Raw genomic sequence first — 20,878 nt, forward strand, 5'->3', positions numbered from 1 at the left:
GAAGTCAGCCCGTGCCGGTCTCCATCACCGCTGTCGAGAGCACCGACCTGTTCACCGGGCCCGAGGAGGCGCCGCGCCAGGTGCTCCGCGTGACCCTCGACGGCCCGCCCACCCGGATCACCGTCAGCGGGCCGGGCGTCGAGGGCGAGGCGACCGGCACGGGGGTGGTCGAGGTGCCGCTGACCGTGGCCGACCCGGTGCCCGGCACCGGGCGCCCGATCACCGTCACCGCCGGCCCGGCCCGGGTCGAGGCGCTGCTCGAACCCGCCGAGCCCGGCTGGACGATGTACCTGGTCTCGCACTTCCACTACGACCCGGTCTGGTGGAACACCCAGGCCGCCTACACCTCCCCCTGGGAGCTGCTCTCCGGCGACGCCACCACCCGCCCGCTCTGGGAGCGCAACGGCTTCGCCCTGGTCGACACCCATCTGGACCTGGCCCTGCGCGACCCGGTCTACAAGTTCGTGCTGGCCGAGATCGACTACCTGAAACCGTACTTCGACCAGCACCCCGAGCGCCGGGCCGATCTGCGGCGGCTGCTGGCGAGCGGTCAGGTGGAGCTGGTCGGCGGCACCTACAACGAGCCCAACACCAACCTCACCGGCGCGGAGAGCACCATCCGCAACCTGGTGTACGGCATCGGCTACCAGCGCGACATCCTCGGCGGCGATCCGCAGACCGCCTGGCAGCTCGACGTGTTCGGCCACGACCCGCAGTTCCCCGGCTACCTCGCGGACGCCGGCCTGACCGGCAGCGCCTGGGCCCGCGGCCCGTTCCACCAGTGGGGCCCGATCCAGAAGAACTTCCGCGAGGCCAAGGACGACGCGACGGTGATGCAGTTCCCGAGCGAGTTCGAGTGGCTCTCGCCCTCGGGCCGCGGGGTGCTGACCCACTTCATGCCGCACCACTACTCGGCCGGCTGGTGGATGGACTCCTCGCCCGACCTGGCCGCCGCCGAGCAGGCGGTGTACGAGCTCTACCGCAAGCTCAAGCCGGTCGGCGCGACCAGGAACCTGCTGCTGCCGGTCGGCACCGACTACACCCCGCCCAACAAGTGGGTCACCGCGGTGCACCGCTCCTGGGCCGCCAAGTACCTGTGGCCCCGGTTCGTCTGCGGCACCCCGCGCGAGTTCCTCACCGCCGTCCGCGCCGAACTGGCCGCCACCGGGCGCCGGCCGAGCCCGCAGACCCGGGACATGAACCCGGTCTACACCGGCAAGGACGTCTCCTACATCGACACCAAGCAGGCCCAACGGGCCGCCGAGGTGGCCGCGGTGGACGCCGAGAAGCTCGCCACCCTGGCCGCCGTCCAGGGGCTGGGCCGCTACCCGGACGCCGCGCTCGACAAGGTCTGGCGCCAACTCGCCTACGGCGCCCACCACGACGCGATCACCGGCTCGGAGTCCGACCAGGTCTACATCGACCTGCTGAGCGGCTGGCGGGAGGCGCACGACCTGGCCGCCGAGGTCCGCGACACCGCCCTGGACGCCTTGGTGGCCCGGATCGACACCACCGGCGAGGGCCGCGCGATCGTGGTCGCCAACACCCTCTCCTTCGACCGCAGCGCCCTCACCGCCGTCCGCCTGCCGGCCGGCACCGAGGACGCCCGGGTGCTGGACGACACCGGCGCCGAGGTGCCCAGCGCCGTCGAGCGGGGCACCCTGTGGTTCCTGGCGGCGGACGTCCCCGCCCTCGGCTGGCGCAGCTGGCGGCTGACCGCCGGCGCCGGCGCCCCGCTGTGGTCCCCGGCCGAGGGGCTGGTGGCCGAGAACGCGCGCTACCGGGTCACCGCCGACCCGGTCCGCGGCGGCGGCCTGGCCTCCGTCCGGGACAAGGAGAGCGGCCGGGAGCTGATCCGCGGCGGCCAGGTCGGCAACGAGCTGCGGGTGTACGAGGAGTACCCGCAGCACCCCGACTTCGGCGAGGGGCCCTGGCACCTCGTCCCCAAGGGCCCGGTCACCGGTGCCTCGGCCGCGCCCGCCGCGGTGCGCCGGGAGACCGGACCCCTGGGCGAGCGGCTGGTGGTCGCCGGCACCGTCGAGGGCATCCGCTTCGAGCAGACGGTGACCCTCTGGCACGGCGTCGACCGGGTGGACTGCCGGACCAGGGTGGTGGACTTCGCGGGCGCCGACCGGCTGCTGCGGCTGCGCTTCCCGGTCGACCTGCCCGGCGCGCTGCCGGTCAGCGAGGTGGCCGACGCGGTGGTCGGACGGGGCTTCGCGCTGCCCGACGTGGACTGCGCGGTGTCGCCGTGGACCCTCGACAACCCCGCCAACACCTGGTTCGGCCTCGGCGCCACCGCCCGGGTCCAGCTCACCGACCCGGCGGGCGAGGCGCTCGGCGCCCGGGCGCTGGGGGTCGCCGAGGTGGTCGTCCCCGACCTGGCCTCGGCCGCCGACGCCCGCGAGCTGGTGGTGGCACTGGCCCGGGTCGGGGTGACCGCCACCACCGGCAGCGCCGAGCGGGCCCGGTACGGCTGGCTGGACGTGGACTCCAACCTGCCGGACTTCCGGATCGTCCTGGGCGGGCCGGAGCACAACGAGGCCGCCCGGGAGCTGCTGGAACGGGCCGGCGCCGAGTACGCGGCGGCGCTGGCCGCGCACGGCCGGGTCTGGGTGCCGGCCGAGAAGCCGCTGCACGAGGTCTGGCAGCCGGACGCCGACCTGCGCGACCTGCGGGCGCTGCCCGCGCTGGTGGCCCTCGACCCGGCGGCGCTCGCCGAGGACCTCGCCGACGCCGTGCTGCACGCGGTCTGCCCGGGCCGGCTGCCCGCCACCGAGCAGCTCACCGACCACACCGTCGCGCTGCTCACCTACGGGCTGCCCGGCTTCGCGGTGGACCCGACCGGCGCCCTGCACCTGTCGCTGATGCGCTCGTGCACCGGCTGGCCCTCGGGGGTCTGGATCGACCCGCCGCAGCGCACCCTGCCGGACTGGGCCTCCTTCCAACTCCAGCACTGGACGCACGAGTTCTGCTACTCGTTGGTCTCCGGGGACGGCGACTGGCGGGCCCTGACGCTGCCCGCCCAGGGCCAGGAGTTCAACCACCCGCTGCTCCCCCGGCTGGCACCCGCCCGCAGCGGCGACCTGCCCGGCACCCGCGCCTGGCTGCGGGTGGAGCCGGCCCGCGAGGTGCTGCTCGGCGCCCTCAAGCCCACCGGGAACCCGATCGCGCACGGCTCGGCGGCGGTCACCGACCCGGCCGCCGGCGGGGTCACCCTGCGACTGGTCGAGTCGACCGGGCTGGGCCGCACCGCGAGCCTGGGCGGCGCCCTGCGGCTGACCGGGGTGCACCGGGCCGACCTGCTGGAGCGGCCGGGCGCCGAGGCCGGCGCGGGCATCGAGCTGGCCGGCTCGGAGGTGTCCACCGTGACGGCCCGGGTGGCCGGCGCCCGCTCGGCAGGCGCGCTCCTGGGCCCGGCCGCCGAACTCGCCCAACCCGTGCACGCCCGCTACTGGTTGCACAACCGCGGACCGGCCCCGATGGGCTACCTGCCGGTCTCGGTGGGCCTGTCCCCCGGCCTGCTGCGGACCACCGGCGAGCCGGTGCGGCTCTCCGCCGTGCTCGCCTCGCACCTGCTGGACGCCGAGGTCGAGGGCGCCGCCGAGGTGCTCGCCCCGGCAGGCTGGCGGCCGAGCGTGAGCCGCAGGCCGTACCGGCTGGAGGCGTCCGGACAGCTGCGGTTCCCGGTGACCCTCACCCCGCCGGCCGGGGTCGGGCCCGGGCTGTACTTCGCGGCCGTCCGGATCGAGCACGCGGGGCAACAGATCGAGGACGTGGCCACCATCGCGGTCGGCGAACTGCCCGCGCTGCTGCCGGTGCCCGGCGAAACCCCCGAGGACTGGACCGCCGCCCAGGGCACCAAGGCCGCCACCGGGCGGGAGACCGGGCTGACGGTGGCCGTGGCGGCCGAGTCGGTCCGGCTACGGCCGGGCGGCCGGGCGAACCTGGAGCTGGTGCTCGGCAACCGGACCCGCGGCGAGATCCGTGGCGAGCTGCAGGTGGTGGCGCCCTGGGGCGTGTGGGACACGGTCGGCGCCCCGGTGCGCGGGTTCGCGGTCGCGGCCGGGGCCGAGCTGACCGTCGCCTTCGACCTGGCGGCGCCGCCGGACGCCGAGCCGGGCGCCTACTGGGCGCTGGCCAAGGTGATGTGGTTCGGCCGCTGCCAGTACGCGCCGACTGTCGAGCTGGTGATCGCGCCGTGAGCCACCGGCACGCGCACGAACACGAGCACCCCCACGGGCATCCGCACGCCCCCGCTGCGGCGGCGGTCCTCGGACTGCTCGACGGCCGCCCGCTGGCCCGGACCGAGCTGGACCGCCGGCTGGCCGCGCTGCGGCGTGGGCCGCGCTCGGCCGCGCTGCCCGTGCCGGGCAGCGCCGAGGACCGCCAGCTGACCCGGTGGGTCGCCCAGGTGGTGCTCACCGAGGAGCTGTGCGCGGCCGAGGCCGCCGAACGCGGGCTGGACCGCGCCGAGGCCGAACCGGTCCGGCTGGACCAGCGGGCCGCCGTCGAGCTGGGCTCCATCACCGCCGCCGCCTTCGAGGGCAGCGCCGCCGTCCGGGCCGTCTACCGCGCCGTCACCGCCGGCACCGCCGCCGACCCGGAGCTCCGGGCTCCGACGCCGCCGGGCCCACCCGTCGAGGTCTGGCGGCTGGCCACCCCGGACGGGGAGTTCGAGGCGACGCCCGGCTCGCTGCCGACCGCCCTGGCCGCCGCCCTCGGCGCCGCGGAGCCGGGCCGCCCGGTCTCGGCGGGCGGCTGGACCGCCACCCTGCTGGAACGTCGCACCCCCGCGCACGAGCACCCCGCCGAGGCCGCCGAGCAGCTGCTGGACTCCGCCCGGCGGACCGCCTTCGCCCACTGGCTCGACCGCACCAGGGCCACCCGGCTCACCCTCGTCCCCGGCCTCGAACACCCCGGCGACCCCGCCCAGCCCGACAACCACCACCGGCACTGAAACCCCTCCGGAATTCACCTGGCACACCGTCAGAATTCGTTGGGGTACCTGTGGAAATAACCTCCACAGGTACCCCAAACCGGACAGGCCGCCCGATGGCCAATCACAGTTGAGCATCGGCCCCGCATAAACGGGTTGACCCCCCGTCGGGCAGGCCATAGGTTCGCTCCGCTCAGCAGCCATGAGAAATAGGAGCGCCACCGGTGGACTGGTACCTGGCAGTTGTCAAGAACTATGTGGGATTCAACGGCCGCGCGCGCCGCCAGGAATTCTGGATGTTCGCCCTCTTCAACATCATCGCCTCGATCGTCCTGGCGATCGTCGACGGCATCGCCGGCACCTCCGGTCTCCTCGGCGGCCTCTACTCGCTGGCCGTGCTGCTCCCGTCGCTGGCCGTCGGCTTCCGCCGCCTGCACGACACCGGCCGTTCGGCCTGGTGGCTGCTCATCGCCCTGGTCCCGCTGATCGGCAGCATCATCCTGATCGTCTTCTGGGCGACCGAGGGCCAGCCGAACGACAACCAGTACGGCCCCAACCCGAAGCTCGCCGCCGCCCAGGCCTGAGCCTCCGGTGGAAAATGCCGGGCCCCGCCGAAAGGCCGGGTCCGGCCATTTCCTTTCCCCGGCGGGCACTCCGCCGGGGGGCCGGTGGTGAAATCGATGCAGCCGGGCGGTGAATTTCCACTCCGGTATTTCCCCCACCCGGTCGACTGACGCTGCATCACCCGGAAGACCAGCACCGCGATCTCGGTCGAGATCCTGCCGCACCCGAGGGAGACCCCGTGCTCGACAATTTCCGGAGCTATGCCCCCGAGCGGGCCTCCCGGCTGACCCTCCTGGTGGAGCAGAGCCTGCCGCTGCTCGACCAGGAGAACGGCATGGAAGCCGTCCAGCACCTGCTCCGCAGCCAGGGCGCCTCGGTGATCGACTCCGTCATCGTCACCCGCGAGCTGCTGGGCGGCAGCCCGAGCTCGCTCAACGAAGCCAAGTCGATCGTGCTGCTGAGCGCCGCCCGCACCCGCGAACTCCGGATCCACCACCAACTCGCCGAGAAGTTCGAGCAGGCCTGACCCAGGCCGCTGCCCCGCCGGTTTCACCCGGCGCTGCCCTCCGCACCATCGGGCGACGGAGTCCTGACGGCCCCTGACGACGGGGCAGGTGGGCGCCGCCGGCGGTGCGGCCGTGGGTGACGTGACCGGCCCGAGTTGGCCCTGCCGCCCAATACCTCATTCGGGAGCTGACCGGCCGAACGGGTGATTCCCCCGACGGCTACGCCCCGCGCGACCTCCTCACCCACGAGAGCGCCCGCAGCCGCCTCGACCCCAGCCGGGGCCAGGCGCTCGAACGGGCGCTCTCCGCCTGTGCGCCGGACTGCGCCGCTCCGCCCGCCACACTCCGCGGCCGACTGGCGGAGTGCCCCGGCCGGGCCGGGGCGGTGCTCGAAATGTCCCCGTTCGCCCCGGGCTCGCCCGGAGGGAATCCGCTTGAACGAGGCATTCGAACAGCACCATCATCAGTCACCACTCCGCACTCAGAACCGTCCAACTCGACCATCCGGCATCGCACTTGCCGTGGATACCGCTGCCGAAGGACGGCTCGGCGTACCCGCCCGCGACACCGAGGAGCCCCTCCAGTGATCGACTTCGAGGTACTGACCGGCCTGGCCGTCCGCGAGGGCATCGAGCGGATCGGCCTCGGCGTCGTGGTCCGCGACGCCTCGGGCCGGATCCTGATGATCCGCCGGGCCGCGAACGACGTCCTGCCGGGCCGGTGGGAGTACCCGGGCGGTGCCCGCGAGGACGGCGAACCGGTGCCGGCGGGCGCGGCGCGGGAGTTGGCCGAGGCGACCGGGCTCACCGGCCTGGTGCTGGACTACCTACGGAGCCTGGACTTCGTCGATCGGCGCGGCCGGCGCGTACGCCGGTTCATCTTCACCACCGTCGTGCCGGACGGTACGCCGGTCGTCCTCTCGCCGGAGCACGACAGCCATCAGTGGGCGAGCGCGGACGCCCTGCCGCCGACCGCCGACGGGCAGCGGGCGGTCGTCGAGTGGCTCACCCGCCGTCTGGCGATCCCGGGCTGGCGGCCGGTGGGCGGCTACCTCAGCACCGTCGCCCGGCCCACCAGCTACGGGTGCTTCCTCGTCAGCGACCCGCAGGGCCGATTCCTCGGCATGCGCTCCACCATCAACCCGGAGGTCTGGAGCTTCCCCGGCGGCAACGTCGAGCACGGCGAGGCCCCCTTCGGCACCGCCCTACGAGAGGCACGGGAGGAGCTGGGCCTGGACCTCGCCGCGGAGAACCCCGCGGTGATCGCCCGACGGCGCCTGGTCGCCGTCATCCACGAGGCCGCCGGCACCGAGTACCCCGTCCCCGTCTGCGGGTACGTCTTCGACGGCGGGGTCCTCACCGAGGAGCAGCAGGGCCGGATCCGCCTCGATCCGGCCGAGCACACCGAGTGGCGCTTCGAGACCGCCCACGACTGGCGCGCCCGGATGCGCCCGGACCGCTACCGGAGGCTCCTCCAGGTCCTGCGCGCCCACCGCTGCGGCACCGCGCTCTACCTGGAACAACCTGCGCCGGCCGACGAGTTCGAGGGTGTCCTGGTCCTGGTCACCGACCCGGCCGGGCGGCTGCTGATGCACCATCGCGACGACAAGGAAGGGATCGCCTGGCCCGGCTACTGGACACCGATCGGCGGCTGGCGCGAGGGCGACGAGACCCCCGAGGAGACCGCGGCCCGGGAGGTCCTCGAGGAGGCCGGGCTCACGATCACCCGGATGCACCGGGTGCCTGGTCCGCAGCACGACCTCGTGCACCCGCTCACCCGCGTCCTGCACGCCGTCTGGGACGGCCCCGCGAGCGACCTGCGGCTCGGTGACGAGGGTCTGGAGGTGCGGATGGTCGCCCTCGACGAGGTGCCGACGCTCAAGGTCCCGCCCTACCTGCAGCACTACCTGCCGCTGCTCGCCGCCGCGGCCGACCGGCCCGCCGGGAGGACGGCGTGAAGCCCCGCGACGACATCCGCCGCACCGCGCCCCCGGAGTCCCGGGCCGATCCACTGACCCTGATCGTCGGCGTCCACCTCGTCCTGGCCGAGGACGGCGAGGTACTCCTCGGTCGGCGCCGCAACACGAGCTACGCCGCCGGCCTGTGGCACCTCCCGGCCGTTCACTAGGCAAGCCATGTGTCGGAATTGAAGTTGTCGGCTTTGCGCTCCCCAGCCCATCCGGCTCTACCTTCGAGAAGGGTTGACATCAGTCTTGGACGTGGATGCCTCGAGCGACACTCCCGTACTGGGCGAAGTTCTGCTCGGCCTCTGCTCAACTCGGGACCGCTTCCTGGAAGCGGGCTTGGCGACCAACCGCACTGACCCATCGGCGGCCTCGCGGAGTCTCTTGCCGCTGCGGCGCTTTGGCCGAGTGCCTCGGTGCGGTCGGCCTACGAGAGGGCACGAGGTGTCCGTACTGGGATCGACCGCTCGGGCGAGTTCGGGCCGGCGCTTGGCTCCATGCCGGTGGCGGGGAACGGTCGTAGGAACGAGGAGTACCGAGACCTGAGAGCGCATAGCTTCGTCTGGACGGCGGTGATCGTCACGAACGAGTGCCTACGCGCTCTGGACCACGGTGTCTCCTCGGCCGAGCTCGGCTGGAAGGAGATCCACTCCTGGTGGGGTGAGGGGAGATCATTGCCGGCTGGCGTCCACGACGTGACCGGCCTGCTGAGGTCGGTCACGATTCCAGGCTGGTAGTTGTCGGGCCGGTCAGCCGCGTCCGCGGGTTCATAACCGTGCTCCCTGAGTAGGACCACTCGGCAGGACGCCTGGGCCCCTTACGCCGCGATCCGCCAGCCCGCAGGACCCGGTGATGACGGCCGCGCGCCTCTGGCCGGCTGGCGTCTCGCCAACGCGCAAGGGCGGCCCCGGCCAAGTGGCAGGGACTGCCTTCGGGCGTTGGTTTGCCAGTGGTTCAGCAGCACCCACCGCTGGCCGAGGCCTGCTCCAGTGAGGCGCCGATGCTGATGGCCACCGGAACGGGTGCGGCAGCCGGGGCCGCACAGCAGCCACCGCCGCCGCCCTGTTCGGCGGCCGGCTCGTCGAACAGGCCGGCGCCGCCGCAGACTCCGGTCTCGGGGAGGGTGAGTTCGACGCGCTGGGCGGCCTCGGTGTCGCCGGCGAGGTGGGCGGCGATCGAGCGGACCTGCTCGTAGCCGGTCATGGCGAGGAAGGTCGGGGCGCGGCCGTAGGACTTCATGCCGACCAGGTGGACGCCCTGCTCGGGGTGGGAGAGCTCGTTCACGCCGTGCGGGTAGACGGTGCCGCAGGAGTGCTGGTTGGGGTCGATCAGCGGGGCCAGCTCGGTCGGTGCCTGCAGGCGCTCGTCCAGGCCGAGCCGCAGCTCGGACAGGAATCCCAGGTCGGGGCGCAGGCCGGTCAGGACGATGATCTCGTCCAGGTCCTCGGCGTGGTGGCCGTCCTCGGAGACGAGGGCGAGCTTGTCGCCGGCCTGCTCGACGGCGGCGGTGCGGAAGCCGGTGAGGGCGGTGGCGTGGCCGCTCTCGACGGCGGCCTTGGCGGCCTGGCCGAGGGCGCCGCGGGCGGGCAGTTGGTCGGCGCTGCCACCGCCGAAGGTGGAGCCGGTGATGCCGCGCCGCAGCACCCACACGGCGTGGGTGCCGCGCTCCTGCGTGGCGAGGTCGGCCAGGGTGGCCAGCGCGGTGAAGGCGGAGGCGCCGGAGCCGACGACGGCGGTGCGCTTGCCGGCGTACCGGGCACGGACGGCGGGGTCCTTCAGGTCGGGGACTCGGTAGGAGATGCGGGCGGCGTGGGTCTTCTCGCCGATCGCGGGCAGGCCGTCGGCGCCCAGCGGGCTGGGGGTGGACCAGGTGCCGGAGGCGTCGATGACGGCGGCGGCGGTGATCCGCTCCTCGCGACCGTCGGCGCCGGTCAGGTGGACGGTGAAGGGCTGGTCCTCGCGGCCGGAGTCCACGACGCGGTCGCGGCCGGCGCGGGCGACGCCGGTCACCGTCGTGTTGTAGCGGACGGTGTCGCCGAGCACGTCGGCGAGCGGCTGCAGGTACTTTTCGGCCCAGTCGGCGCCGGTCGGGTAGGTCGCGCCATCCGGGCGCGTCCAGCCGGTGAGGGCGAGGAGCTTCTCGGCGGTCGGGTCGATGAGCTCGACCCAGGTGGAGAACAGCCGCACGTGGCCCCACTCGCGCACCGCGGTCGCGGCGGCCGGGCCCGCTTCGAGCACCAGCGGGGTCAGGCCGCGCTCGGTGAGGTGGGCGGCGGCGGCGAGCCCGATGGGGCCGGCGCCGATGACGAGGACGGGCAGGTCGGTGCCTTCGGGCATGGCGGTGGTCCCCTTCGCGGTGAGCTGGCACGGGCGGCGACCGCCCGGCTGATTCGACAACTGTCGATATGTTGGCCATCTCGACCTTGCACCCAGGATCGACGGATGTCAACATAGACGCATGTCGAATCTGGAGTTGCTGTCGGTCCTGGAGCAGGACGCGGCGCCGTGCTGCCCGCCGATCACCTCGGCCGAGCTGTCGGCGGAGGACTCAGTGCGGATGGCCGCGATGTTCAAGGCACTGTCCGACCCGGTGCGGCTGCGGCTGTTCTCCAAGATCGCCTCGCACGAGGGCGGGGAGGCGTGCGTGTGCGACATCCAGGACGTCGGCGTGTCCCAGCCGACCGTCTCCCACCACTTGAAGAAGCTGCGCGAGGCCGGACTGCTGACCAGCGAGCGGCGCGGCACCTGGGTGTACTACAAGGTCGCCCCGTCGGTGGTGGCCGGCATGGCCGCCCTGCTCGACCTGCCCCGCTGAGCGGAACGAAGGAGCACCCGGTGCCGCACGCCGCCCTCACCCTCGCGCCGATGGGCCCCGAGCATGCCGATCAGGTCCTGGGGATCTACCGGGCAGGCATCGAGGAGGGCAACGCCACCTTCGAGACCGCCGTCCCCGCCTGGGACGCCTTCGACGCCGCCCGGCTGCCCGCCCACCGCCACGTCGGGCTGGGCGCGGACGGCGAGGTGCTGGGCTGGGCCGCCGTCAGCGCGGTCTCCACCCGGCCCGCGTATGCCGGGGTCGTCGAGCACTCCGTCTACGTCCACCCCGCCGCACGCGGCCGGGGCGTGGCCGCAGCCCTGCTGCGGGCGCTGATCACCTCCACCGAGGCGGCCGGGATCTGGACCATCCAGTCCGGCGTCTTCCCGGAGAACACCGCCAGCCTCGCCCTGCACGCCCGCGCCGGGTTCCGGGTCATCGGCACCCGCGAGCGCGTCGCCCGCCAGCACGGCCGGTGGCGAGACGTCCTGCTGATCGAGCGCCGCAGCCCCGCCATCGGCTGACGCCACGGACGCGAGCGGCCCCGCCCCGAGGGGCGGGGCCGTCGTGCTGCGGCAGGGCTGCGGGCTACTTCGCCGCGGCGGCCCGGCGGCGCTGGTCGAAGATCAGCGCAACCAGCGCCAGGCCGACCACACCGCCGATGAGCTGCATGCCGATGAAGCCGGGCAGCGAGGACGGCGCGATCCCGGCGAAGGTGTCGGTGAACGCCCGGCCGATCGACACCGCCGGGTTCGCGAAGGAGGTGGAGGAGGTGAACCAGTACGCCGCGCCGATGTACGAGGCGACCGCGACCGGGGCAAAGCGCAGGTGGTCGGTCTTGGCCAGGCCGAAGATCAGCAGGACCAGGCCGGCGGTGGCAACGACCTCGCCGATCAGCAGGTGCCCGGCCGAGCGGTCGTGCGCGGACCACTTCACCAACGCCTGCCCGAACATCGCGTCCGCCAGCACCGCACCGCCGATCGCGCCGACGATCTGCGCCGGGATGTACGCGGCGACCTCGCGGGCACCGAGGCCCTTGGGGTCCTTGCGGCCGGTCCACCACTCGGCCAGGGTGACGACCGGGTTGAAGTGTGCCCCGGAGATCGGGCCGAGCAGCAGGATGAGTACGCCGAGGCCGAACACGGTGGCCAGGGAGTTTGCCAGCAGCTGCAGGCCGACGTCGTGGCTCAGCTCGGTGGCCTGGATGCCGGAGCCGACGACGACGGCGACCAGGGCGGCGGTGCCGACAAGCTCGGCCGCCAGCCGGTTCAGCAGCGGGACCGCCGGCGGTTCGGCGGCCAGCGGCTCCGCCTCGGTGATCTCGGGTCTAGCCTCGTCCATGGCGCTCATCAGGGCACTCCTGTGCAAAGGGCGGGTCAGGCCGCCGGGTTGGGGCTGGGGTGGCTCAGCAGGACCGCTTGCGGCCTTCCACGGCGGCTTCGCGGGCGGTGGCGGCCAGCGAGGCGAAGTCCGAGGCCAGGGCCTCGATGGCCTCCGGGCGGAGCGAGTAGTAGGTGAAGCGCCCGCAGGGCTCGGTGTCGACCAGCCCGGCGTCCCGAAGGGCCTTGAGGTGGTTGGACAGGTTTGTCTGCTTGGCGCCGGTCTCCTCCACCAGGTGCGTCGTGCACAGCGCCTCACCGGCGAGGAGCCGCACGATCTGCATCCGCAGCGGGTCGGCCAGAACCTTCAACACATCACTATCGACTGACGTCACCATGGGCTGATACGTTACCGGTCGTCGGGCCCGCTTGGCGAGCCCCTCTCCGGCCGCCTCCGCACCGCCGGTCCCGTGCAACCGAAGGAACCGCTACCGATGTCCGCTCCCATCGCCTCCGTGCTGTTCGTCTGCATCCACAACGCCGGCCGCTCGCAGATGGCCGCCGGTTTCCTGCGCCACCTCGCCGGTGACCGCGTCGAGGTCCGCTCGGCCGGCTCGATCCCCGGCGACCAGGTCAACCCGGCCGCCGTCGCCGCGATGGCTGAGCTGGGCATCGACATCTCCGACCAGACCCCGAAGATCCTCACCACCGAGGCCGTCCAGGCGTCCGACTACGTGATCACCATGGGCTGCGGCGACGCCTGCCCGTACTTCCCCGGCAAGAAGTACCTCGACTGGAAGCTGGATGACCCGGCCGGCCAGGGCGTCGAGGCCGTGCGCCCGATCCGAGACGAAATCAAGAACCTGATCGAGGGCCTGATCGCCGAGATCGACGCCAAGGCCGAGCAGGAGAGCTGACATCTTCATGACCGACACCGCTCAGACCGGCCCCGACGTGCGCGAGGTCATCATCATCGGCTCCGGCCCCGCCGGGTACACCGCTACACCGCGCGTGCCTCCCTCCAGCCGCTGGTTTTCGAAGGCGCGGTGACCTCGGGCGGCGCGCTGATGAACACCACCGAGGTGGAGAACTTCCCCGGCTTCCGGGACGGCATCATGGGCCCGGAGCTGATGGACAACATGCGCGCCCAGGCCGAGCGCTTTGGCGCCGAGCTGGTGCCGGACGACATCGTCGCGGTCGACCTCACCGGTGACATCAAGACCGTCACCGACTCCGAGGGCACCGTGCACAAGGCCCGCGCGGTGATCGTCGCCACCGGCTCGCAGCACCGCAAGCTCGGTCTGCCGCACGAGGACAAGCTCTCCGGCCGCGGCGTCTCCTGGTGCGCGACCTGTGACGGCTTCTTCTTCCGCGACCAGGACATCGCGGTGGTCGGCGGCGGCGACATTGCTCTCGAGGAGGCGACCTTCCTCTCCCGCTTCGCCCGCAGCGTCACCGTGGTGCACCGCCGCAGCGAGCTGCGGGCCTCCAAGGCGATGCAGGAGCGGGCCTTGGCCGATCCGAAGATCACCTTCGCCTGGGACAGCGCGGTCGAGGAGATCCACGGCGACCCGAAGCTGACCGGCGTCACCCTGCGCGACACCACCGCCGGCGAGAAAATCCGGCGCCACGCTGTCCAGCAGGTCGGCGGCCCGGGTGAAGCCCGGGACGGTGTACGTGTCCTGCTGGGCCCGCAGGGTGTCCGGGTCGTTGTCGCAGACCGCGACCAACTCGGCCCGGTTGGAGGCGAGCAGGCCGGGAAGGTGGTCTTCGAGTGCCTGGTGTCCGAGGCCGATGACCCCCGCGTCGCTTCATGGGCTGACTCCTTCCGCTTCGTGAGGGAACTTGTCGATGCGTGTCGAGTACAGCGCCAACTCCGTTTTCCCGGAAAGGCATTGCCTGTAGTCCCGGGGTTGTCCCGCGCTCGCGCGCAGTAGGCTGCCTGTCACTGTCGATGATGGAATTGGCCCCGTGGACGACCCGATCGGCACCCCCTCGCCTACGCCCGTGAACTGCGCGGGTGGTCACAGAGCGACCTCGTCGTGTTCCTCGACCGGGCCGCCCGCAAGCACGGGCTCCGCTCCGGCGCGGACAAGACGGCCGTCAGCCGGTGGGAGAACTGGCGCAAGCAGCCGAACCTGGACTCCCAGATCCTGATTGCGGAAGCCTTCGACGTTCCGATCGCCGACATGGAGCTGTTCGGGTGGCCCGATTGGCTGCCCGGCCGCGAGGTTCCCCTGCCACTCGGATCGGCGTACACCGTCCAAGCACTTCGAGATGCACAGAGAGCCGCCATGGACCGCCGCAGCTTCATGACCTTCAGCGCCGTCTCGCTGGCCGGCCTCGCCGCCCAGTGGGCCACGATCGAGCCCGATCGCCTGACTTCCGCCCTCGACGGCAGGACGGCCGTGGACCCCGGGCTCGTGGACTGGCTGGAGGAAACCAGCGCGAAGCTGACGACGCTGCCCACCGAACAGCGCCAGCACACGATCAAGCTGATGGACGCTCATCTCGCCACCGTCACCGACCTGATCGAGGGCGGCAGCCACGCCGAGCCCGTCGCCAAGCGGCTGCACCTCCTGGCCGCGTCACTGGCCACCACCTGCGGCTGGTACCGCTTCGACCAGGGCAAGCACTTTGCCGCGGGGAAGCTCTGGGCAGGGGCCTTGCAAGCCGCCAACGCCGCAGGTGACCGCGACTTCGGCGCCGGTGTGCTCTCCGACTTCGCCTACCAGTCGAACTGGATCGGCCAGCCGAACATCTCCGTGGACCAGCTCGGCCACGCACTGTCCGGTACCAAGCACCCCACCGCCCGGTCGCTGCTGTTCCTCCGGCGGGCCAGGGCCTACGCCGCGCTCGGCGAACGCTCCGCGTGCTACCGCGACCTGTCCGACGCCGAGACCGCACTGTCGACGCGGGCCAGCGACCCCGCGCCGGGCTGGTGCGCGTGGATGAGCCCCGCGGACCTCGCGGTCGACTTCGGCCAGTGCCTGCTCGATCTCGGCCGGGCCGACGAGGCGCACGTCAGGATGGCCGAGGGCCTGGCCCTCCTACCCAAGGCCCGGGACAAGACGCGTGGCATCTACCTGACCTACCAGGCCAAGGGCTTCCTGCAGTCCAACGACGTCGAGCAGGCTCTCGCCGTCACCACCGAATCCCTCGATCTGGCCACCCGCATCGGCGCCGAGCGGTGCGTCACCCTGGTCCGCGGACTCGCGCCGGCGTTCAAGCCGTACCGCCAGGTTGACGGTGTCGCCGATCTCATCGAGCGCGTCCGGGCTGCGTGACAGAGCGCTCGGATCAGAGTCGCGGTGATCAGCGGCCCGGAGAGGATGATCCGAGCCGCCGTCGTCAGGACATTGCCAAGCACCAGGCTGCGAGGGCCCGGCCCCATACGGGTCGCGGGGCCGGGCTTCGCGCCGCTGTCAGCGAGAAGTGCTGGATGTGCTCGCAGGGGCGCACGTCTTGGGGATGGCGTCGTGGTGGTGTCCGGCGAGCCAGAGCCCGGCGAGGAGTCCTGCGACCGCCAGGACCTTGTGCCGGTTCTGCTTCCACCATGACGGTGATCCGGCTGCCATGAAGCGCAGTTGCGTGAACCCAGGATGCTCGCGGGGCGGCGTGTCCTTGAACAATCCCATCTCTGGTGAACCTCCTCTCCCCCTTGGGAGGTTCATGACCATACGGCGCTCTCTGCCTTGATCGCAGACATTTAATCTCGCCTCACCGTCCCCGACGGACCGGTCCTCACGGGTAGCCGGGCCACGCCGGCGGCGGCGCCGAGTTCCGCCTTGGCCTGCTCCAGTTCGAGCGATGGTTCGGCGATGATCCGGCGCATCACCTTGGACCTCGACCGCTCCTCGGCCAGGTCGGTCCTCAGCTCCGCTGCCTCTGCCTTGAGCGTGCGGTTGGCGTCTGCGAGTTCCTGCATCGCGGTCGGTGTGGATTCCTGGGCCTTGGCTCGGGCCTGGAAGTCCTCAGCTCGCTCGTGGACGTCGCCGAACCACGCGGACTCCTCCTCGGCGGCAAACGGAACGGCCCCCACCATCTCGTAGAAGTCAACGGACCAGCGCCCCAGACCATCCATACTTCCCCATGCTCAGAGAGTCATTTCAACGAGGAGGAACTCGGCATCACCGTCGCCGAGGACGCCCTCGTGCTCGTCCACACGCTGCACCACCTCGACGCCGACGACGGCCGCAGCCGCTTCCAGCTCTTCACATCGCGATCGTGGACATCAGGCTGCCGCCCACCCACACCGACGACGGGCTCCGCGCGGCGCTGTCCGCCCGGGAGCGGATCCCCGGGCTGCCGGTGCTGCTGCTCTCCCAGTACGTCGAGCACATCTACGCCCGGGAGTTGCTCGCCGACCGGGCGGGCGGGGTCGGCTACCTGCTCAAGGACCGGGTGTTCAGCGACGACCAGTTCGTCGACACGATCCGCACGGTCGCCGGCGGCGGCACGGTGATGGACCCGGAGGTGGTCACCAAGCTGCTCGGCCGCCGCGGCTCCGGCGAACCGCTCGCCAGGCTCTCGGAGCGGGAGCGCCAGGTGCTCGCGCTGATGGCCGAGGGGCGTTCCAACAGCGCCATCGCGCACCGCCTCTTCATCAGCGAGAAGGCCGTCTCCAAGCACAGCACCAGCATCTTCACCAAGCTGGAGCTCGCCCCCTCCGACGACGACAATCGCCGGGTGCTGGCGGTGCACGCCTACCTGCTGCCCGGCAGCGGGTAGTCCGGCAGGGCGATGTCCCCCGCCTTGGCGAACTGGGCGGCCAGGATGTTCCGCATCGGCCAGCGGTTCATCGACCGCATCGAGGCCGCCCGCAGCCGGATGGCGAGCGCGCCGGACGGGGCGAACCCGGCCGCGCCGCCCGGCGGCAACTGCTGCGCCTGCCGGACGTACGGCCGCATCACCTCGTCGTACCGGCCGAACGCCACCCGGTGGTCACCGGCCGCCGCGGCGAGTTCCCCGGCGAGGACGTAGGCGCCGACCAGCGCGAGGCTGGTGCCGAGGCCGGCGAGCGGGGTGGGGCAGTAGCCCGCGTCGCCGAGCAGGGCGACCCGGCCGCGGGTCCAGCCGTCCAGCCGGACCTGGCCCATCGACTCGAAGAAGAAGTCGGGGGCGGTGCGCATCGCCGCCACCAGGCGCGGCACCTGCCAGCCGGCGCCGGCGAAGCGGGCGGCGACCAGCTCCCGCTGGGCCGCGGTGCCCCGGCGGTCGTACGGCTCCGGTGCGCTCCGGTAGCTGAGGCCGGCCTTGACCTCGCCGGGCAACCGGCCCGGCCGGGCCGAGGCGACCAGGCCGCCGGGCGCGTTGTACATCTGGAACCAGCCGTCGAGCTCCATCGGGTCCGTGGTGGTGAACCAGGCCGTCTGCACGCCGAGTGGACGCACGCACTGCCGCTCCGGGCCGAAGGCCAGCGCCCGCACCACGGAGTGCAGGCCGTCGGCGCCGACCACCAGTGCGAAGCGGCGCGGGCCCGCCTTCTCGAAGGTGACCCGCACCCCGTCCGCGTCCTGGTCGAGGCCGGTGACGGTGTCGTCGAAGAGGTACTCGACCTCCGGCGCGACGGCCTCGTGCAGCAGAGCGCCCAGGTCGCCGCGGAGGATCTCGATCTCGGAGACGATCCCCTCGCCGCCGAAACTGTCGGCCCCCATCCGCGCGGTGATCCGGCCGGCCGAGTCGACCAGGGCAAGGCCGTGCTGCCGGACGGTCAGCTCCCTGGCCCGCTCCATCAGCCCCATCCGCTCGACCACCACGCGGCCCGCGCCGCGCAGGTCCACGGTCTGACCACCCGGCCGGGGTGCCGGGGCACGTTCCACGACGGTGACGGCGAATCCTGCTCTGCGTAGCCAGTACGCAAGCGCGGGACCGGCGATGCCACCGCCGGAGACGAGGATCTCGGTGCTCTCCATACCGCCGAATGTACGGCGTACGCATCAGGGGCGCAAGGCGCTGAAGTCGCTTACCATCGGGAGAGTTGGCCGTCGGTGCACTAGTACTGCGGGCGCTCGCGAGCCCCTCGGACGGGACCGGACCGCCCCCGACGGCTAGGCTGGCGGCCACCCGGTGCGACCGAGGTGCACTAGTGCGGAGGAGAACGGGTGGGCGAGTACGGGGAGTCCCGCTCCGGCCGGATCGCGGCCGAGCTGCGGCAGCGGATCGAGACCGGCCGGCTGGCGCCCGGCGCCAGGGTGCCGTCGACCCGGGAGATCACCCGGGAGTGGGGCGTGGCGATGGCCACCGCCACCAAGGTGCTCACCGAGCTGCGGCAGCAGGGGCTGGTCAGGGCGGTGCCGGGAGTCGGCACGGTGGTCGCCGCTGCGGGCACGCCGGCGGAGCCGCCCGCGGCGACGGCGCCGCGGCCCGCGGCGCGGACCGGGCCCGGCCTCCGGAAGCCGGCGGCGGAGCAGGCCCTCACTCCGGACCGGATCGTGGCCACCGCGATCGAGGTCGCGGACTCGGAAGGGCTGGCCTCGGTCTCGATGCGCCGGGTCGGCACCGAGCTGGGGGTGGCGACCATGTCGCTCTACCGGCACGTCGCCGACAAGGACGACCTGCTGATCCGGATGATGGACACCGCCTGGGCGGAGCTGGCGCTGCCCGCCGACGCGCCGCCGCTCTGGCGGCCCCGGCTGGAGCTGGCCTCCCGCGAGCTGTGGGCCGGATTCCGCCGGCACCCGTGGCTGGCACCGGCCCTGTCGATCACCCGGCCGCAACCGCTGCCCGGCGCGGTGCCGTACAGCGAGTGGGTGCTGGCCACGCTGGAGCGCCACGGACTCGACCCGTCGACCGCCTTCACCGCCCACCTGATGCTGCTCAACTACATCCGCGGCACGGCGATCAACCTGGAGTCGGAGGCCGAGGCGGAGGCGCTCAGCGGCCTCGACAGCGAGGAGTGGCTGGAGCGTCAGGAGCCGGCCTTCCTGGCACTCTTCGGCACCGGCCGGTTCCCGGCCCTGGAGCGGCTGACCGCGGCCGGGTACGAGTTCGACCTCGACCACCTCTTCGAGTTCGGACTGCGGCGCATCCTCGACGGCATCGCGGTCCTGGTCGACGCCGGGCCGCGGTGAGCGACGGCCCGCACGCCGTAGGCCCGTCGGGACCGAAACTCCGTTGCGCCGGGCGCGCGGTCTTGCCAGGGTACGGGCGGCCCCACCGTCCACGAGAGGAACCCATGCCCGCACCTTCCGGCTTCAGCTACCAGCAGCACCCCGACGGCAGCGTCGTGGTGTGGCACCACGGGAAGGTGGCGGCCCGGCTGCGCGGGCCGCGTGCGGCGGAGTTCGTCGAGGAGGCCGAGTCCGGGGACGCCCAGCTGGTGATGGCCCGCTGGACCGGCCACTACAAGCACGGCAACGAGCGGACGGCCCGCCAGCACCCGCGCAACCGTCGCTGAGCACCGAGCGGGCACCCCTACCGCCGCCCGCTCGGGCCCCGGCCGGAGCCCGGACCGCCGCCCGCTCAGGCCCCGAGCAGGTCCGCCAGGTCGTACGAGACCGGCTCGGCCAGCTGCTCGTAGGAGCAGCCGGCCGGGTCGCGGTCCGGCCGCCAGCGGCGGAACTGGGTGGTGTGCCGGAAGCGGCTGCCCTCCATGTGGTCGTACGCCACCTCGCAGACCCGCTCGGGCCGCAGCGGGATCCAGGAGAGGTCCTTCTTCCCGGTCCACCGGCTCGGCCCACCGGGCAGCCGGGAGGATGCCTGGGCGCCCTCGTCGGCCCACTGGGCCCAGGGGTGCCCGGCGAAGCCGTCCATCCGCAACTCCTTGAGCTCCTCGGCGAGTTCGCGGCGCCGCGCCATCGGGAACGAGGCGCAGACGCCGACATGCTGGAGCCGCCCGTCGGGGTCGTACAGCCCGAGCAGCAGCGAGCCGACCACCGGGCCGCTCTTGTGCTCGCGGTAGCCGGCCAGCACGCAGTCGGCGGTGCGCTGGTGCTTGACCTTGAACATGGTGCGCTCGCCCGGTCGGTAGGGCTGGTCGAGCGGCTTGGCGACCACGCCGTCGAGCCCGGCGCCCTCGAACCGGGTGAACCAGGTGCGGGCGAGGTCGAGATCGGTGGTCGCGGGAGCCAGGTGGACCGGCGCGCGGACGCCCGCGAGCGCCTCGGTCAGGGCGGCCCGGCGTTCGGCGAGCGGTCGCTGGTCCAGCGCCCGGTCGCCGAGCGCCAGCAGGTCGAAGGCGAGGAAGGAGGCCGGGGTGCGCTCGGCCAGGGTGCGCACCCGGGAGGCGGCGGGGTGGATCCGCTCCAGCAGCTCCTCGAAGCGCAGCCGCCCGTCCCGGGCGATCACGATCTCGCCGTCGACCACGCAGCGCTCCGGCAGCTCGCGCCGGCAGGCCTCGACCACCTCGGGGAAGTACCTGGTCAGCGGCTTGCCGGTGCGGCTGCCGAGCTCGACCTCATCGCCGTCGCGGAACACGATCGCCCGGAACCCGTCCCACTTGGCCTCGTACTGCATGCCGGGCGGGATCTCGGCCACCGACTTGGCGAGCATCGGCGACACGGGCGGCATCAGGGGTAGCTGCATGCTCCGATGGTGGCCGCCCGCGCGCCCGGCCGCCCGCCGATGCGGACCGGTCGGCCTAGCCGCCGGCGCGGACACCACTCGGGCCGCTGACATCGGCCAGGGGTGCGGATTGCCGGGAGTGGCTTCGTCGGTCGAGCAGCGAGTCGGTAGCGGGCCTGGTGGTCGCGCCGGTGCGAGCGGTGCGCGGAGTGTCAGGACGGCTTCGGCGCCGGCGCTGCGCCCGGCCGTCGACGCGTTCGTCCGACA

The 20,878-nt window shown here is 72.8% G+C and carries 19 protein-coding genes and 1 pseudogene; 14 read left to right on the forward strand and 6 right to left on the reverse strand.

Annotation, left to right across the window (positions count from 1 at the left end; translation table 11 throughout):
* Window positions 1–11: 11 nt before the first annotated feature.
* From AB0K43_RS08205 to AB0K43_RS08230, 6 genes are all read left to right on the forward strand, one after another.
* The gene (locus AB0K43_RS08205) at window positions 12–4,205 is read left to right on the forward strand and encodes a glycoside hydrolase family 38 C-terminal domain-containing protein (protein WP_363637067.1); all 4,194 of its coding nucleotides are present in this window, start codon (window positions 12–14) and stop codon (window positions 4,203–4,205) included.
* The gene (locus AB0K43_RS08210) at window positions 4,202–4,960 is read left to right on the forward strand and encodes a hypothetical protein (RefSeq protein ID WP_363637069.1); all 759 of its coding nucleotides are present in this window, start codon (window positions 4,202–4,204) and stop codon (window positions 4,958–4,960) included. The genes AB0K43_RS08205 and AB0K43_RS08210 overlap by 4 nt, the downstream gene beginning before the upstream one ends.
* Before the next feature lie 203 nt (window positions 4,961–5,163).
* On the forward strand, window positions 5,164–5,523 hold the full coding sequence (locus AB0K43_RS08215) for a DUF805 domain-containing protein (RefSeq protein ID WP_363637071.1): 360 nt from the start codon (window positions 5,164–5,166) through the stop codon (window positions 5,521–5,523).
* Window positions 5,524–5,741: 218 nt separating this feature from the next.
* A complete protein-coding gene (locus AB0K43_RS08220; RefSeq protein WP_363637073.1) occupies window positions 5,742–6,029 on the forward strand; it encodes a hypothetical protein in 288 nt (95 codons plus the stop codon).
* 563 nt (window positions 6,030–6,592) lie between these two features.
* Complete coding sequence (locus AB0K43_RS08225) at window positions 6,593–7,966, forward strand: NUDIX domain-containing protein (protein ID WP_363637075.1); 1,374 nt, start codon at window positions 6,593–6,595, stop codon at window positions 7,964–7,966.
* Window positions 7,963–8,136: a hypothetical protein gene (locus AB0K43_RS08230; protein ID WP_363637077.1), complete on the forward strand. Its 174-nt coding sequence runs from the start codon at window positions 7,963–7,965 to the stop codon at window positions 8,134–8,136. Before AB0K43_RS08225 ends, AB0K43_RS08230 begins: the two co-directional genes overlap by 4 nt.
* Before the next feature lie 790 nt (window positions 8,137–8,926).
* On the opposite strand, the gene AB0K43_RS08235 is transcribed toward AB0K43_RS08230, so the two are convergent.
* Window positions 8,927–10,309, reverse strand: a complete 1,383-nt coding sequence (locus AB0K43_RS08235) for an FAD-dependent oxidoreductase (protein ID WP_363637079.1) — start codon at window positions 10,307–10,309, stop codon at window positions 8,927–8,929.
* A gap of 121 nt (window positions 10,310–10,430) precedes the next feature.
* On the opposite strand from AB0K43_RS08235, the gene AB0K43_RS08240 reads away from it, so the two are divergent.
* Window positions 10,431–10,787, forward strand: a complete 357-nt coding sequence (locus AB0K43_RS08240) for a metalloregulator ArsR/SmtB family transcription factor (RefSeq protein WP_363637081.1) — start codon at window positions 10,431–10,433, stop codon at window positions 10,785–10,787.
* Between the two features lie 50 nt (window positions 10,788–10,837).
* The gene (locus AB0K43_RS08245) at window positions 10,838–11,311 is read left to right on the forward strand and encodes an N-acetyltransferase family protein (protein ID WP_363637156.1); all 474 of its coding nucleotides are present in this window, start codon (window positions 10,838–10,840) and stop codon (window positions 11,309–11,311) included.
* A gap of 64 nt (window positions 11,312–11,375) precedes the next feature.
* On the opposite strand, the gene AB0K43_RS08250 is transcribed toward AB0K43_RS08245, so the two are convergent.
* On the reverse strand, window positions 11,376–12,137 hold the full coding sequence (locus AB0K43_RS08250; protein WP_363637083.1) for an MIP/aquaporin family protein: 762 nt from the start codon (window positions 12,135–12,137) through the stop codon (window positions 11,376–11,378).
* Window positions 12,138–12,192: 55 nt separating this feature from the next.
* Window positions 12,193–12,504 carry a metalloregulator ArsR/SmtB family transcription factor gene (locus AB0K43_RS08255; RefSeq protein WP_363637085.1) on the reverse strand — a complete coding sequence of 104 codons (312 nt, stop codon included), beginning with the start codon at window positions 12,502–12,504 and terminating at the stop codon, window positions 12,193–12,195.
* Window positions 12,505–12,600: 96 nt separating this feature from the next.
* On the opposite strand from AB0K43_RS08255, the gene AB0K43_RS08260 reads away from it, so the two are divergent.
* From AB0K43_RS08260 to AB0K43_RS08270, 3 genes and pseudogenes are all read left to right on the forward strand, one after another.
* A complete protein-coding gene (locus AB0K43_RS08260) occupies window positions 12,601–13,023 on the forward strand; it encodes an arsenate reductase ArsC (protein ID WP_363637087.1) in 423 nt (140 codons plus the stop codon).
* A 7-nt stretch (window positions 13,024–13,030) separates the two neighbouring features.
* Window positions 13,031–13,710 (forward strand): annotated as a pseudogene (locus tag AB0K43_RS08265) (FAD-dependent oxidoreductase); the annotation flags it as partial.
* A 438-nt stretch (window positions 13,711–14,148) separates the two neighbouring features.
* A complete protein-coding gene (locus tag AB0K43_RS08270) occupies window positions 14,149–15,393 on the forward strand; it encodes an XRE family transcriptional regulator (protein WP_363637089.1) in 1,245 nt (414 codons plus the stop codon).
* 422 nt (window positions 15,394–15,815) lie between these two features.
* Here AB0K43_RS08270 and AB0K43_RS08275 read toward each other — a convergent pair whose 3' ends face one another.
* Window positions 15,816–16,190 carry a hypothetical protein gene (locus AB0K43_RS08275; RefSeq protein ID WP_363637091.1) on the reverse strand — a complete coding sequence of 125 codons (375 nt, stop codon included), beginning with the start codon at window positions 16,188–16,190 and terminating at the stop codon, window positions 15,816–15,818.
* A gap of 134 nt (window positions 16,191–16,324) precedes the next feature.
* On the opposite strand from AB0K43_RS08275, the gene AB0K43_RS08280 reads away from it, so the two are divergent.
* Window positions 16,325–16,837, forward strand: a complete 513-nt coding sequence (locus tag AB0K43_RS08280) for a response regulator transcription factor (RefSeq protein WP_363637158.1) — start codon at window positions 16,325–16,327, stop codon at window positions 16,835–16,837.
* On the opposite strand, the gene AB0K43_RS08285 is transcribed toward AB0K43_RS08280, so the two are convergent.
* Window positions 16,813–18,021: an FAD-dependent monooxygenase gene (locus AB0K43_RS08285; RefSeq protein WP_363637093.1), complete on the reverse strand. Its 1,209-nt coding sequence runs from the start codon at window positions 18,019–18,021 to the stop codon at window positions 16,813–16,815. The genes AB0K43_RS08280 and AB0K43_RS08285 overlap by 25 nt on opposite strands.
* A 189-nt stretch (window positions 18,022–18,210) precedes the next feature.
* On the opposite strand from AB0K43_RS08285, the gene AB0K43_RS08290 reads away from it, so the two are divergent.
* Both AB0K43_RS08290 and AB0K43_RS08295 read left to right on the forward strand, forming a co-directional pair.
* Window positions 18,211–19,179 carry a TetR/AcrR family transcriptional regulator C-terminal domain-containing protein gene (locus AB0K43_RS08290; protein WP_363637095.1) on the forward strand — a complete coding sequence of 323 codons (969 nt, stop codon included), beginning with the start codon at window positions 18,211–18,213 and terminating at the stop codon, window positions 19,177–19,179.
* Window positions 19,180–19,283: 104 nt separating this feature from the next.
* Complete coding sequence (locus tag AB0K43_RS08295) at window positions 19,284–19,505, forward strand: hypothetical protein (RefSeq protein ID WP_363637097.1); 222 nt, start codon at window positions 19,284–19,286, stop codon at window positions 19,503–19,505.
* Window positions 19,506–19,570: 65 nt separating this feature from the next.
* Here AB0K43_RS08295 and AB0K43_RS08300 read toward each other — a convergent pair whose 3' ends face one another.
* The gene (locus AB0K43_RS08300) at window positions 19,571–20,632 is read right to left on the reverse strand and encodes an ATP-dependent DNA ligase (RefSeq protein ID WP_363637099.1); all 1,062 of its coding nucleotides are present in this window, start codon (window positions 20,630–20,632) and stop codon (window positions 19,571–19,573) included.
* Window positions 20,633–20,878 lie beyond the last annotated feature (246 nt).

The sequence above is a fragment of the Kitasatospora sp. NPDC049258 genome (assembly GCF_040678895.1).
Lineage (GTDB): Bacteria > Actinomycetota > Actinomycetes > Streptomycetales > Streptomycetaceae > Kitasatospora.

Coding starts and splice junctions, on each gene's coding strand:
- AB0K43_RS08235 (WP_363637079.1), bottom strand. CDS start 10,309: ATGCCCGAAGGCACCGACCTGCCCGTCCTCGTCATCGGCGCCGGCCCC.
- AB0K43_RS08240 (WP_363637081.1), top strand. CDS start 10,431: ATGTCGAATCTGGAGTTGCTGTCGGTCCTGGAGCAGGACGCGGCGCCG.
- AB0K43_RS08245 (WP_363637156.1), top strand. CDS start 10,838: ATGGGCCCCGAGCATGCCGATCAGGTCCTGGGGATCTACCGGGCAGGC.
- AB0K43_RS08250 (WP_363637083.1), bottom strand. CDS start 12,137: ATGAGCGCCATGGACGAGGCTAGACCCGAGATCACCGAGGCGGAGCCG.
- AB0K43_RS08255 (WP_363637085.1), bottom strand. CDS start 12,504: ATGGTGACGTCAGTCGATAGTGATGTGTTGAAGGTTCTGGCCGACCCG.
- AB0K43_RS08260 (WP_363637087.1), top strand. CDS start 12,601: ATGTCCGCTCCCATCGCCTCCGTGCTGTTCGTCTGCATCCACAACGCC.
- AB0K43_RS08275 (WP_363637091.1), bottom strand. CDS start 16,190: ATGGATGGTCTGGGGCGCTGGTCCGTTGACTTCTACGAGATGGTGGGG.
- AB0K43_RS08285 (WP_363637093.1), bottom strand. CDS start 18,021: ATGGAGAGCACCGAGATCCTCGTCTCCGGCGGTGGCATCGCCGGTCCC.
- AB0K43_RS08295 (WP_363637097.1), top strand. CDS start 19,284: ATGCCCGCACCTTCCGGCTTCAGCTACCAGCAGCACCCCGACGGCAGC.
- AB0K43_RS08300 (WP_363637099.1), bottom strand. CDS start 20,632: ATGCAGCTACCCCTGATGCCGCCCGTGTCGCCGATGCTCGCCAAGTCG.